Genomic DNA, 14,660 nt, shown 5'->3' on the forward strand with positions numbered 1-14,660 from the left:
GTGCCAGTGCCAGTGCCAGTAATTGGTGGTTGGCCATGGGTACTTGGAGTTTGTGGTCCAGGATGGAGTGGCGTTGGCTGAGTGACTTGGGCGTACGTTGTAGGATTGGGAGTAGTCGAATCTTGATCGGGCTGCTGATCATTCTTCTGAGTAATATTCGTTTGGGCTGCTCGAAATTGACTGATATCTTCTGTTGCAGTATTGCCTGCTTTAAACGGCTCAGCATTTCCAATTCCTGTTGTTTCGGTTGAACCTGTCTCTTTGATTAGTTTATTTTCAGGCGTTGCTTGAGTAACCTCTAAAGCGTCATCTGACTGTTCTGCCGATGCAATTTGGCGAGTGGCAGTGATAGTCTCTGTCGCTTCGGTGGTTTGATTGGTTACTGGCGATTCAACACTCTGTGGGATTTGATCAGAGGGTAAGTTTGGTTTTGTTTTCCCATGCGCTAGTGAAGAGCTAACCGATTTATCGGCAACAAGATCCTGATTAATACCGACAGTTGTTTGTGGGGTATCTCGAGCTTCTTTTGCTAGGAGTTTTTTGGCTTCAACGTCAATTTTATTGGCCGCAACCTTTGCTTTTTTATCTCGTTTAACTTGTTCAGTTTGCGTAGCCGTGTTGGGCTTATTGACCTGTTTAGTATCCGTTTTTTGCTCACTATTAGGTGGAGTCTTGCCTTGGTTGTCTTGAGTCATGCTAACCTCTACCTCTCACCGAATGCTTCATTAATATTAGTAAACACGGGTTTCCATAAATATTGGAAAACACTTTTATCCCCAGTCACTATGTCTGCTTCTCCTGTCATGCCTGGGATTAATTCAAATTGACCAGGCGTGTCAAAAAAGTAGGGCTTTTCGATGGACAGTTGCACCTTGTAAAAAACGCCGCCTTTTTCATCTGAGTCAGTGCTGGGAGAGATGCGTTTGACGATGCCATCAAGCGCGCCGTATCGACTGTAATCAAAGGCATCAATTTTGATACGAGCACTTTGACCCACTCGAACAAAGCCGATATCTCTTGGGGACAGTTTAATTTCCATTAACCCTGTTTTAGTCATAGGAACTATCACTGCAACAGTGCCTCCTGGTTGAATGACACTGCCAGTTGAACTTGTTGGAATGGATTGAATAATGCCATCAACTGGGGCGGTGACAGTATTTTGGGAGACTAAAGAATCAGAAGATTTAAGCCTTGCGACCACTCCGAGCAATTCTGCCTGGGTATCAGTACGTCTCTCGCCGACTTCTTTAAATAGCGATGCCTGTTTTTGCTTAAGCTGTCGCTCTAAATTGATGAGGTTTTTAGACAGCACTTGCTGCTTACTTTCCATTGATTTGAGTTCACGCATGTAGGAATCAAGTTTTTGTTGAGACTCTAAAATGCGTAACTTAGAGACCGCTTGTTCTGCTGTGACTGACAGCATCATTTTCAGGGTTTGTTCAGCAGTTTGTATTTGATCGCTCAGTGGCGGTATTTCTGCTTTGAGACCATCAAGTTCTGCTTGGGTTTTGGCGATATCGGATTCTGACAATTGTTCCATTGCTATACGCTCTTCATTCATTCGTCTTAAAGCGGAAGTATGAAGTCGCAGTAGCTCAGGGTACTCGATGGCAAATTCGCTAAAGTCAGCCTCTCTTTGTTCAGCAAAGGCGTCATAACGCTCGATTCGCATGATAAGGTTGGCACGTTTACTGGTTAACTCTTCTTCAGCTGATAAGCTGTCGATAGACACAAAGCTTGCTAAAATATCGCCTTTTTTAACCACATCACCTTCTTCAACCACTACTGACGCAATGGTGCCACCTGCACGGCTTTGGATCACTTGTCGATGACCTAATGGCACGACTTGTCCTTTAGACTTTGATATTTCTTCTACATCAGTAAAAACAGACCAAATCAGCATACATAAAATTGATCCAGTGATGATTAAAATGACATTGCGGATCATTTTTCGTTCTGCAGGTGCTTCAATGGCCTCAGCAAATTCATGTTCAGGCCACACTCTGTTAGCTAGTTGACGATTATCCATTAGTTGGAGACTCCTGCATGGCTTGGTCTGAAGGTGATGTTATTGAAGCTTGGGGAGATTCAGAAGCTTTATCTGGAATAGGCCCTGCGTATACAACAGCGCCTTTATCGAGAATGACGACTTTATCAGCATGTTTAATTAAATCTTGATCGTGACTAGTAAACAATACGGTGGATTTACCTTTGAGGTTTAGTAAGGTTTCAATCAATTTAGCCTTAGACGCAGGGTTACGGTGAGGCAAGGGTTCATCTAATAATATGAATGGCGATTGCTTTATGAAGGCTCTGGCTAAATTGATATAACTGCCTTCAATGGCTGAGAGCATGGCATTATTCTCGCCCAATAAGTCGACGGTTAAGTCATTATTGATACTTTTAAAAAAGCTTTCGCCGCCAGCATTGACCAGCGCTGTAATGATTTGTTCATCGCTAGCGCCGGGTTTAGCAATTCTGATATTTTCGGCTAATGAACCCGGGAATATGTCAGGTTGTGATGGGCTGTAAGCTGCCCAGTGACGAAACTGCTCAGTATCGTACTGTTTTAGGTTCTTGCCATTTAAGGTCACAAAGCCAGCTTGGGCTTCAAGTACGCCAAGCGCGCTGAGTAATAGTGTTGATTTACCACAGGCATTGGGGCCAATAATCGCAACCAGTTCGCCCGGTTCAACATCAAATGTCACACCTGATAATGCTGCTTCCCCCTCAGCTTTATAGCGCAAAGTGAGATGCTGAAACGCTATCGAAGGAGCCTTGGCATTATCGGGCGTATCTAGTCTTAACTCTGACTGTTCAGTGCTTGCTTGCATGAAACGATCAAACTGTTTCACAGCAATGTCCATCATGGTGAACTTTTGCTTAGATGAAAACGCTAATTGTGCAGGACCAGTAATGCGCCAAATCATCATCACGCAAGCAATTAGTGCACCTGGCGATATGGTTTGATCTAACACTAAAAAGATACCTGTAAAAACGGTTATCAACGCAGTAAATAGACTCAAAGAGTGAGCCACAGCGGCATTAAGACCATTGCGTTTTGCATAAAGGAAGTTTTGGCGACTGTTTTCTTGGCTTTGGCGAATGAATTTTGTTTGCCAAGCTTCAGTGTCGCCCGCGGCTTTTAGTTGCAGTAAATTTTTTGATAATTCACTCATGGCATTTTGATATTCGCCACTGATGGTGGGTGATGCTGCTTGCACATAACGGCTCAATACTTTCATGACCAAGTAATACAGAATCAACATGCCAATTGGCACTAACACTAACCAGCCACTTAAAAACATAATGGCGAATAACGCAATGAGGGTGAAAGGTAGGTCGACCAATCCACCACCACCCGGGCCTGATAACAGCATTCTGACTTTTTCTGCATTTCGCATGCGGGCAATATGGTTGGATATACCCACTCTAGATAACACCATGAGCGGCATATGCAGTAGTCGATAAAAGGTAATTTCTGATAGGTCTCTGGCAAATCGATTACTGGTGGTTGCTAATATTTGTGCGCGAGCAAGTCGAGTACTAACGAGTATGCCTACGGCTAATAATCCACCCAAGGCAATACTGGGTAAAATGGCAGGAGTTTGCCCTCCAATAACACGGTCATATACTGCCATTGTGAAAAGAGGTACGGCTAACCCAGTCAAACTTGCCAATAAACTTAACCAAAATACAGGACGATACCACTTCGTTCGCTTACTCATATGTGCTGCGAAAGCTTGAACATTTTTCTTCGTTGTCGGCAATGACTCAATTAAGAATATATATGCAGAGTCATCTATTTGCGTTAGATCGAATCGCTGCCATTGGTTATCTTGAAATTTCTCGAAAACGTTCGCTTGTCTTCTAACAATAAAGCCAGCCTTATCTTGTGGAATGACCAAGAATGGGTGAATCGAGAGATGAAGATGCTTGGCTGAATTATTGGTGACAGTGAAATCAATTTGATGCTTTTTAAGTAAGCGTGATAACCCAAGGGTATTAAGTTGAATGGTATTGTTATCGCTGGAAATATTACTGGCCTGAGTATAAAGACCTAATTGCTTAAACAGCTCAACAACAAGTGGTTTAAGTTCTACATCAGAAGTGCTCATGAGTTCACCTCTTGATTCGATTTAAGTTCATTTTCTGTGTCGGGGGCATTGTGTGCATGGCCCATGATTTCAATATTACTATCACTAATATTTGCCAGTTCGAGGAAGTGAGATGCAGTGATAATGGTCATTTGCTGTTTTAGTTTTTCGAGCAAATTAAGTAACCGACTTTGGGCATCAGCATCTAGCGATATCATGGGTTCGTCTAGCAATAATATTGAAGGTGATTGCACAACAGCCCGAACAATCGCAATGATTTTGATTGCCCCCTTATTGAGCATTTGACTATCACTGTCACCGACCAGGGTTTGATAACCATTGGGGAGTTCGGCAATTTTACTGGTCAGCCCTAATGCATCGGCAATAGCCATTGCTTGAGGTTCGTATTCAGCTCTAAACATGGTCATGTTTTCTAATAAACTGCCGGCAAAGAGTGTAGGCCAGGGGGCAACATAGGTTATTGATTGCCTGAATTCCTTGCCATCGTGTTCTTCAATTGCAATATCATCAATGCAGACTTGGCCTGAAGATACTTTCTGGAACCCTGCAATAATACTGAGCACATGGCTAGCGTGGCTTAAAGGATTAGACTGTAAATTGACTAAGCTATTGGGTTGGATGGATTGAGTGAAATTATTGATGGTTGTGCCAAGATTATTACTAGTGACATTCTCAAATGTAATTGGGCCTAAAGGGAGCTTTTGGTGATAAACCTTTGTGGCTTTAAACGACTCAGCTGGAACTTGGGTAAGGTCGTTAACATGGGACATTGCAGTTTTAGCGCTGACTAATCTTGAACGCAGGCTAATAATTGCACTTAATGGTGCAACGGCGCGGCCTGCCAAAATTGAACAAGCGGCAAGTCCACCTGTTGTCAGTGAGCCATTTAATACTTCGAGACAACCCAGCATGACTAAAATGAGAGTCGTGCCTTGGGATGCCCCTTGAATCACTTCTTGTAATTTTGCCGATAGCCAATCGACTTGCTGCTGCTTATCAAGACGCTGGTAATTGATATTGTTATAAATGCCCGATAAACGATCTTCAAGTGATAAGGCTTTCGCGGTTGTTAAACCAGATAAAACCAGTATAAGCATTCTAGTTCGCTCGGCATCAGACAGTGCCAGTGCGTGAGTCGCAACTGCGAGTTTTTTCCCAATAAAATAAACTAATGCGCCTACAACAACCCATACGGCTATTGGAATAAAGACTAAAGGGCCGCCTATATAGGCGACTAAGGCAAGGAAAATCAGGACGAAAGGGAAGTCCATCAAAGCAACAATAGCTTGTCCAGAGTAAAGTTCTCGCATACTAGAAATACTGGCGAGGCCGTTGGCAATACGACCAGTACCCATGGCTTCAACATGGCGATAATTAGCTTTCATGAGCTTATCAACGACATCAGATGTTGTTGATAACTCGAAGTTGGCTGCTGATGCTGCAAGAATCCAACTACGACCATACCTAAGTAACAGTTCAAGCAAAATAGCGACGGCGACTCCTGATACTAAAATAGTCGCAGTCCCGTAACCTTGATTAGGTAAAATTCGGTCATAAATTTGTAGCATGGTGAAAGGCAAGGCGAGCGACAATAAATTAATAAAAGTCGACGATAAAAAAAGCTCTGGAAAGGCTTTATTTTTGGAAAGTAAACTGAAGTTTTCCCGCATTTATTCAACTTCCTTATAAACACTAACTGTTATCCATAAAGCGTAGTTCACTTTGTGCGAATTACCTCCAAGTTAAATGCTAAAGGTTATTAATTCAACAATTAACGTTTGTTATAGTTCGAAAGTTGAACGTTGGGAAAAGGGCGTGTTTGATTGAGAATAATTATGTTGGTTGTTCGGTTTATAGAGTTATAGATTGAGATAAAGGTGGAAGGGGCAATGGAAAGGAATATTTGTAGCACTCTATATAAAAAACTGCCCTCTTTGCATTGGGCAGTTTTCAAGTTTAGACCTTCTTTATTCCTCAAGTCGGGTTATTTAGTCTGTTGTTGCATGTTTCTTAATCGACTTATTTTTCATTGGATCGCCTTCATAGCCTAATGCTTTCCAATCCATGCGAGTGCCTTTAATGTGACAATCATTGCACTTTAAAGCTTGCTCTGTTGGGGCAACCATATGATTGATACGCCACCACATCTCAGTTTCAGCAAAGCCATATTCGCCACTGTATTTTATGCCTTTATCTAACATCGCTTGATTGGCCTGCATACCAAGTTCAGCAGCTTTATTCCAATCAAAGGTTTTCCAATAACCGCCTTTACCAAAGACCTTAGCTGTGATGAAAATGTTTTGTTTGCTGTCATAAATCTGCTTACCAGTATGCACTTTAAATGGATATATCTTGGCTTTTTCATCATTGATATCACCTAGAGGGTAAGTCAATTTAGTGACCACCTTAGGATCCATTTTATCGCCAGCCATATAGGCATCAGCCTTACCGTTATACCAAGCATATTGAGGTTGAACATTTTTAGCCCAAACAAAGTTACCTTTCTTTTTCATGTAGGTATGTTTGCCGTACTCATCTTTAGTTTGCTCAATATCTTGTCCTGCCGTTGACCAATCCCAGCTCATTTTGGTGGGTTCATTTTTAGCAAATTCAGGAATATGACAGGTTTGACATGCGATGCTGCTGGTATGGCTATTGAGTCGTTTATTGTCATGTGGAGCGGCTTCATGGCAATTTTCACAACCAATATCACTCATGCCTCCTGGTGATACTCCCATGGCATTACCTCTGATTTGATGACTCTCAGTTGTATGACAAGTTTGGCATTGGAAGTCATTTCCATCAGTATCCATATGCACATCAGTGACTTTATCAGGGTAAGACATAGAAGAGTCTAAATCGCCATGTTTAACCCCATCGCCACCGCCGCCATAGAAGTGACAACTACCGCAATTATCTCGAACTGGGGCACCGACATTTTGGGCCACTCGTTCAAGATTAACTTTGGCGAGCACTTCGCCTGCACCTGCAGGATCTTTAACATAAGTACCTGTTGTGTCGTGACAAATTAAACAGTCTACTTTGGTCATGTCATTGAAATCAAAGCTATCATCTTTCCAGCCGTAACCGGCATGACAACTAGTGCATCGAGGCTCATTGCCTGAGACGGCGATACAAAAGTTATTAATGGCATTTTTTTTGCCACGTTTGACGGTGCGCCCTGGCAGTTGTTGCTCAAGCTCCCATGTCCAATGAGAAGATTTCATCACGTCTTTAGCATGATCTTCATGACATTCGATACATTGACTTGTGACTTCACTGCCTTGAGTAAAAGGCCCTTCTATATAGTCTTTATGTGGATTAGCAGCACTGGCAAATAAGCTAAAGCAACATAATCCACCTGAAATTAAGCTGATTAAGAGTGTTTTCATATAGGACTCCAACCCTCAGTGATCGCTGAGGGAAGTTAATAGCATTAGAAATTAACGGTAAGAGATGCATTAACGTCGTAAGCGGTATCGACGACTGGCAGCATTGAGTAGGCTTTGCCTGCAACAACATCATCCACTTTTTGTGGTTTGCCAACAGGCGTGCCGCTGCCTGTATATTCAAAGTCGTAATAGAGCCCTGCGAGTTTAATAAACATTCTCGGATTGATATCAAACATGTAATAGGCTTCAGCCACATGTCCTCTGGTAGCCAGTTTGCTGCCAATAGGGTCATCTTGAGCTTGGGTGAAAGGAGTCCAATATTCAGAACCATAGTTATATTCAAGGCCAACTTTACCGTAAGGTGCTGGGATTTGTACGCCGACATAAATTCCGTAGCCGTCTTTGGCATCATTTTCTTCAGCGGCTGAAGGCATCATGATAATTTCACTAGAATCTGCATTTAATTGAGCTTCAAAAACAGCATCAGTTAGCATGCCGCCAAACATACCAGCATTGCCATTACCATCGGCGCGGGTCCATCCTCCAGATACGAACCACTTCACGTCATTATCTTCTTCGCGAGCGAAGCCAATGCCACCTAAGAACATATCGCCAATGACATCACTAGGCTGCACTCGAGTAACGAAGTTGAAGTCCTCAAACTTTTGCATGTCTTGATACATGGTTGGGGCAAATATTTCAGCCAATTGAGTTGGAAAAGCCATAGTGCCTTTAAAGCCATCATTGACATCTTTTGCGCCAAACAAGGTGAGTTGAAGGAAGTTTTTACCGTCGTTAACAACATCAATATTAAAGCCACCTAAGTGAGTGTCTTTAGTGACGATATCGCCAAACATTTCGCCATTTCCCCATTGGGATTCGAATCCTTGACCGTAACAAAAGCGAACCACTTGGCCTTCAACACCAGTGATATCACTTAGGTGATAACCCATAGTGGCGCCATCAAAATTAAAGTTAACTAAATGACCAGAAGGTGTGCCGCCGCGTTTTTCATTTTCCCGGTACTGGGTTGGTGGGCCATAAGTTGAAGGTCGACGCCCTATGGATAAATACAGTGGTGAACCATTAATATTTTTCCAATCAAAATAGGCGCGTTCAACTCTTAGCCAGTCGCCGCTTGGGTTGCCGCTATTGGTGCCATCCATAGTAAACGACCGCCAAGAGTCAAATACTTGTACTCCTGTTGAATCTCCCCAGTTCTTAAACATACTCAGACGACCAGCAAAGCTGACGTTGTCCCATACTTTGGCTTTAAGGTTCAGTCTTAAACGAGTGGTGTAATATAGGTCGTTATCAATATCTTGTACGGACTTGGGCGACAATACGTAAGGCAAGTTGCCTTGAAGCTGTCCATTTTGAAAAGCCGTCGCTAAGTTGGGGTTAGCCGCCATCATTTTTGCCAATGGTGAGTTAGCATCATCGGGCATTCCAAACTCGCCGGACATCGCCTTGGCACCAAAATCGTTAAAGTCGACATTAATGGCAGGGTTCCAAGTGACATCTTGGTAGTGAAGTGAATGAACTTTAGTTCTAAAGTCGCCAGTGATTTCTATTCTATCTAATGCTGTGTGACGCTCATTTTTATCGACTCGGTTGTTGATATCATCAAGTTCATCATTGATATCGACAAGCTGTTGTTTAAGCTCTGCTATTTTTTGTGCATCGGTTTTATTAAGGCTATCTCTTTGTATATCAACATCATTAGCATAAGCGCTTGCTGATAACATCAAAGCATTAGCAACTAATAGTGAAATTAGAGTACGCATAACATCTCTCCTTTCGAATGAGCAGCTCTTACATAAACTGCCTTCGATTGATGTTGGAAATCCTCTGTTTTGCTGAATTTAGGCAGCATTAAGCCCTGAGAAAATTCCCATCTTTCATTAATTTATTGAATTAAAAGTGTTTTATAGTATAACTGGGTTACCTAACCACAGGTTTGTGGTTGGTCTGAATCCGCTGCATGGTCATATAGGAACTGTTGGATATCTAATAGTTCTTGTTCATCCAAGGCATTGAATACTTCAGCTTTTGCTTTGTGTTTATTACGCTTAAAAAAACGGTCCCATTGGCTCATTGTTTTGCTCATTGGGGTTATCTCTCCACCTTCATCGCCTACGCCATGACAAGCCTTGCACTCTTTTTTATAGAGGTGTTTGCCTTTTTTAGGATTACCTCCATCAGCAGCTTGAACTTGTGCTCCAAAACATAAAGCGAGGGTGACGCATACGAGTATTTTATTTATTGTTTTCATCATCATTTCCTTTGTCTTACCTTGTACTGAGTTAATGGGTTTGGATATTTATGTATCTGGCTTGTTATTAAATTTAACAGTTGTCAAAAAAGGAATTGTTGAGTTCGATCAAGTAAATTAAAAAAATCTAATTGATAAAAATATAATTGATAAAAATCTAATGCTTTGAGGTGTATATTGTTTGTTATTGATAAATAATGGTATTTTTCTTTTTGTTAAGAGGGGGGAGTATTGTTTAATGCTTGCAATCGCTTTTGAAGGCAGGTTTTAGATCACACTTTTAATATTTAACTATCTCTAAAGTGATATTTGGTGGTTGCATAAAAGTAAATATGGAGAAGGATACAGCAGAAAGTGTGCACTGTTTTAGTTACAGTGCACATTGATCAATGTGTCTATTGATGTTGTCGGTAAGCTCTTATGGTTGCTGACGTGTTGCGGCAAGCGCGATTTCACGAACACAAACACTTTGTGGCATTTCGTAGGCAAATACAGCTGTTTCAGCAATGACTTCTGGTGCGACTACGCCGCCCATGTCTTCTTTCCAGTCTGCGTAGCCATCTTTAATCGCTTGATCTGTTGTGTGGCTTAATAACTCAGTTTCTACCGCTCCTGGTGCAATGGTCACCATGCGAACATCGTCCATAGCAACTTCTTCACGGATATTTTCCGTTAATGCATGTACAGCAAATTTAGTTGCACAATAAGCCGCATGGTTTGGAAAGGTTTTACGGCCAGCAATTGAACTTACGTTGATGATAGTACCTGTTTTACGGGCTTTCATGCTGGCTAAAACAGCATGAATACCATTCAGTACGCCCATTACGTTGATGTTGAGCATCTTGCTCCATTCTTGTGGATCTTGCACATCTGCTTGACCTAGTAACATCACACCAGCGTTATTGATTAAACAGCCAACAGGGCCGTATTGTGTTTCAGCTTCAGTAATGGCTGCTTTCATCGCTTCAGTATCTGTCACATCAACGCTAATTGCTAAGCTATTTTCAAGTTGCAATGCCTGCATGGGTTCAAGACGGCGAGCCAATAATAATAATGGATGTCCCTTAGCGCTGAATGCTTTGGCCATTGCTGCACCAATACCTGAAGATGCACCAGTAATTACGATAAGTTCTTTCATGATTTCGACCTCTCTTTGTTAATGAGAGAATTATAGAGCGCGATTTATTGTTGATATATAATCGATAAAGAACACAATTGTTTACGTATGACTTCTAATAAGCCAGCGTTAGCGATGACTCATTGACGTATATAGGCGGTGGTTACTGCAGAACTGTTACCATCTTATCTGCAAATGGATATTGAGAGTTAAATGAATACAGAAATAAACTTAGTGGATATCCGTGCTTTTGTGGTGATTGCAGAACAAGGTAACTTTACTCAAGCTGCGGAAGTATTGGGCTGTTCACGCTCGCACTTATCTAAACAATTATTGAGTTTAGAAACATTTCTAGGTGTCAGTTTGATTATTCGCACCACCAGGACGCAGCGCTTGACAGATCAAGGCGCGATGTTTTTACAACAATGCCAGCAAGCATTACATCAAATTGAGCAAGCTGTGGCCACCACAGTAGATAGTGCGGAAAAATTATCAGGTAATATTTATATCAATTGTGTGGGTGGTTTTTTAGGGGAAGACATTATCGTTCCCTTAGTGAATGACTTTATCCAACTATATCCCGATATCACTATAGATCTCGATTTCAGTAGCCAACGAGTCGACTTAATTGAAGATCATTTTGATGTGGTATTTAGAATGGGCGATTTATCGGATTCAGGATTAATAGCACGAAAGCTTATTGATATTAAAAACTGTACCTTGGCGTCACCTGCCTATCTTGAAAGATATGGACAGCCGACACATCCGAGCCAACTCAATAAGTATGCTTGTATCGTTGGTTCGATTAATCATTGGCGTTTTAGTCAACAGGGAGCTGTGAAAGAGCATATTGATGTTGCGATTAAAGGTAAGTTTCGGTGTAAAAATGGCCGAGCAATGAAGATTAGCGCATTAGCTGGTAATGGTATCGTCAGGTTGCCATATTTATATTGCCATCAAGAGATACAAACTGAGAAATTAGTCGAAGTATTTACAGATTGGCAAATACCCGACACACCGTTTTATGTGCTTTATCACAAGGACAAATTTCAACCTGAGCGCCTGAAAAAATTTATACAGTTTACCCATGAAGGTTTCAAATCTTATCTGCCTGATTTATAAAAATTTAGTCAATGCAGTTAGTTGAAACAAGGTAAAAATGAAAATTTAGTTTGCTGATATGACATCCTTTTTTGATTATTTCTACTATCTTTATTAAACAATAAAAATAGGAAAACTGGGATGCTATCAAGACTAGCGCTACCTTTCTGTTTACTCTTGCTTGCCAACAATGTGCAAGCTAGCGGGCTTTATTTTGAAGCTCGCAGCGACAGTATGGGCGGTACTGGTGTTGCTGCCTCTAATCGAGTTGGCGCTAGTTTCATTAATCCTGCTTTATTGGCCATTCTTACTCCACATAACACCTATACCAATGATGAAATCAACAAGACCCAAGCATTTTCTTTATTACTGCCAACAGTTGGCGCCGAAGGCTCCGATAGCGATAATATGATTGATAAGTTTGATTCGTTACAGGACTCTTATGATGGCCTTGAAACGGCAATCAATAACGGTGACTCCGCCGAGGTTGAAGCCTTTCGAGACGACTTAGTGTTAGATTTAGAATCACTCAAAGGCAATGTGGCGAATGTATCAGCAGGAATTGGTGCAGCCTTGGTGATACCAAATCAACGTATGCCGATGGCGGTTTTTTATAAAAGTTATATTGACGCAGTGGGTGTGGCCGATATTGCCCAGTCAGACATTGATACTTTGAACGTGCTTGACCCTAATAACCCGCCAACTGAAATCACTGACCTAGATTCTCAAGGCGTTGTGCTAGCTGGTAGTGTGACTGATTTTGGTGTGGCACTCAGCTTTCCTTTGTCGATTGTAAATATGCCTGTCAGGGTAGGGGTTTCACCGAAGTTTCAACGAATTGATACTTACCATTACTCAGTTAATGCTAACAATTTCGACGCTGATGATTTTGATGACGACAAATATCGTAACGATGAAAATCTCTTTAATTTGGACGTTGGTGTCGCATTTGAACCTATTGAAAAATTAACTATTGGGCTATCTGCCAGAAACTTATTCAGTCAAACCGTCAAAACGGTTGAAGCGCAAGGACGAGAGTTTCACTACCAAGTGGAACCATTAATTACCGCAGGCGCTGCCTACGATTGGTCATCGGTAACCTTGACCACAGATATTGATTTAGTCGACCAAACCCGATTTAAAGAGTTTGATCCTGTGCAGTATTGGCGTGTAGGCGGTGAGCTAAAAGCCACTGATTGGCTCTCGTTGAGAATGGGTTATCGACATGACTTAAAAGACAACAGTGTTGATATATATTCATTTGGTACAGGTTTTGCGATTGGGCAAGCATTTAAGTTAGACATGAGTGGTAGCTATGGTGAAGATGACGCCGTAGGGGCAGTATTACAAACCTCTTACCACTTTTGAGTGCTGACTTAGCAGATCGTCAGCGACTTTAATTATGGCGTGATTAACTGATAGATAAAGCTAACGTTGACTTAATTGTTAGCACGATAGCACTCAGACCACACAGCACTAATGTTGCCATTCTGGTTTTTTCTTTGTCGACTTTATTGGTTAGCTTTCCTGCCACTAGGCTACCCAAAAACACCGACGGCAATAACATCAATGAAAGCCAAACATGTTTTAGCTCAACGAGTCCCGCCACAATGAGTATTAACATCGCAATCATAGAACTAAAGACAAAAAATATAGATAAGGCTGCACGAAACTGTGGTGCGTCTTTTCCGGCAAGTAATATTGCTAGAGGTGGGCCACCAATTGCAGCGATATTGCCAAATACTCCTGATAAAACCCCTGCTATAAACAAAGTGATCTTATTTACTGGTGCGGTAATTTTATAGATGCTAAGAATGACTGCAGCAGCCACAATAAAGGCTATCGCTAGCCCTAATACTGCTTGTGGGGCAAAAATTAATAATCCAGCACCAAGAAAACCACCAGGGACTCGACCGAGCAAGGCGTATTGTAAGCCATTAAACTTGAGCGGGGTTCGCTCTCGCAATAACGTTATTAATGCAATGGAAAATCCACATGCAATAACTGGAACAGGAACAAGTTGAGGGTCAATAATGTAAAGCAGTGGACTGGCGACCACAGCTAAGCCAAAACCTATTAGCCCCTGAGTTAGTGCGCCCAGAAATATGATAACCGATGCAAGCATCAAGGTTTGCGGATCGATAAATGCCATTCTGTGCTCGTTGACTTAATTAAGGTCGGTGCAAATTTGGTGCGACAAATTTATGAGAATAGAAATGCAGAATAAAATTGAGCTTACATAAAAGTAAGCTCAATAGCGGTTATTCGTCTAAATCTTCCCACTCGATGCCCATTTTATCCATAAGAGCTTTAGCCTCACTTGGAATGCTATCCGGGCCTTCTTTAGATAAATCTTCATCGTTAGGGAGTGGCTGACCAGTATATGCGTGCAAAAATGCTTCACATAATAGTTCACTGTTAGTGGCATGGCGCAAGTTGTTCACCTGACGACGAGTACGTTCATCAGTTAGTACTTTAAGCACTTTTAACGGAATGGATACCGTAATTTTTTTAACTTGTTCGTTTTTTTTGCCATGTTCGGCATATGGGCTGATATAGTCGCCATTCCATTCAGTCATTAACTCACCTTTATACGATAGATTCGTGGCAGATTTTAACTGCTTATTTATTACAGTCAAATTATTGCTGCTATTCTA

Annotated in this window: 12 protein-coding genes; 2 read left to right on the forward strand and 10 right to left on the reverse strand. The window is 41.6% G+C overall.

The window, feature by feature from the left end; all coding sequences use genetic code 11:
• The 8 genes from AB4128_RS15460 to AB4128_RS15495 all read right to left on the reverse strand — a co-directional run.
• Positions 1-695, reverse strand: a 695-nt coding sequence (locus AB4128_RS15460; protein WP_372038214.1) for a hypothetical protein, incomplete at its 3' end; no start/stop codon positions are given.
• A gap of 8 nt (positions 696-703) precedes the next feature.
• On the reverse strand, positions 704-2,029 hold the full coding sequence (locus tag AB4128_RS15465) for an HlyD family type I secretion periplasmic adaptor subunit (RefSeq protein WP_372038215.1): 1,326 nt from the start codon (positions 2,027-2,029) through the stop codon (positions 704-706).
• Positions 2,022-4,118 (reverse strand): peptidase domain-containing ABC transporter, encoded by a 2,097-nt coding sequence (locus tag AB4128_RS15470; RefSeq protein ID WP_372038216.1) that lies wholly within the window; start codon positions 4,116-4,118, stop codon positions 2,022-2,024. The genes AB4128_RS15465 and AB4128_RS15470 overlap by 8 nt, the downstream gene beginning before the upstream one ends.
• The gene (locus AB4128_RS15475; protein WP_372038217.1) at positions 4,115-5,788 is read right to left on the reverse strand and encodes an ABC transporter transmembrane domain-containing protein; all 1,674 of its coding nucleotides are present in this window, start codon (positions 5,786-5,788) and stop codon (positions 4,115-4,117) included. The genes AB4128_RS15470 and AB4128_RS15475 overlap by 4 nt, the downstream gene beginning before the upstream one ends.
• A gap of 318 nt (positions 5,789-6,106) precedes the next feature.
• A complete protein-coding gene (locus AB4128_RS15480) occupies positions 6,107-7,510 on the reverse strand; it encodes a tetrathionate reductase family octaheme c-type cytochrome (RefSeq protein WP_055022735.1) in 1,404 nt (467 codons plus the stop codon).
• Positions 7,511-7,554: 44 nt separating this feature from the next.
• Positions 7,555-9,297: a DUF3373 domain-containing protein gene (locus AB4128_RS15485; RefSeq protein ID WP_372038218.1), complete on the reverse strand. Its 1,743-nt coding sequence runs from the start codon at positions 9,295-9,297 to the stop codon at positions 7,555-7,557.
• Positions 9,298-9,458: 161 nt separating this feature from the next.
• Positions 9,459-9,788, reverse strand: coding sequence for a c-type cytochrome (locus AB4128_RS15490; RefSeq protein WP_055022733.1), 330 nt, complete (start codon positions 9,786-9,788; stop codon positions 9,459-9,461).
• A gap of 415 nt (positions 9,789-10,203) precedes the next feature.
• Positions 10,204-10,923, reverse strand: a complete 720-nt coding sequence (locus tag AB4128_RS15495; protein WP_055022732.1) for an SDR family oxidoreductase — start codon at positions 10,921-10,923, stop codon at positions 10,204-10,206.
• A gap of 192 nt (positions 10,924-11,115) precedes the next feature.
• On the opposite strand from AB4128_RS15495, the gene AB4128_RS15500 reads away from it, so the two are divergent.
• On the forward strand, positions 11,116-12,024 hold the full coding sequence (locus AB4128_RS15500) for a LysR family transcriptional regulator (protein ID WP_192022064.1): 909 nt from the start codon (positions 11,116-11,118) through the stop codon (positions 12,022-12,024).
• Between the two features lie 120 nt (positions 12,025-12,144).
• Entirely contained in the window at positions 12,145-13,371 is a 1,227-nt protein-coding gene (locus AB4128_RS15505) for a conjugal transfer protein TraF (RefSeq protein WP_192022065.1), read from the forward strand.
• A 43-nt stretch (positions 13,372-13,414) separates the two neighbouring features.
• Here AB4128_RS15505 and AB4128_RS15510 read toward each other — a convergent pair whose 3' ends face one another.
• Positions 13,415-14,155 (reverse strand): sulfite exporter TauE/SafE family protein, encoded by a 741-nt coding sequence (locus tag AB4128_RS15510; protein ID WP_080914860.1) that lies wholly within the window; start codon positions 14,153-14,155, stop codon positions 13,415-13,417.
• A 109-nt stretch (positions 14,156-14,264) separates the two neighbouring features.
• Complete coding sequence (gene metJ / locus AB4128_RS15515) at positions 14,265-14,582, reverse strand: met regulon transcriptional regulator MetJ (protein WP_055022728.1); 318 nt, start codon at positions 14,580-14,582, stop codon at positions 14,265-14,267.
• Positions 14,583-14,660: the final 78 nt, after the last annotated feature.

The organism is Shewanella sp. 10N.286.52.A9, from assembly GCF_041468985.1.
Taxonomy (GTDB): domain Bacteria; phylum Pseudomonadota; class Gammaproteobacteria; order Enterobacterales; family Shewanellaceae; genus Shewanella; species Shewanella japonica.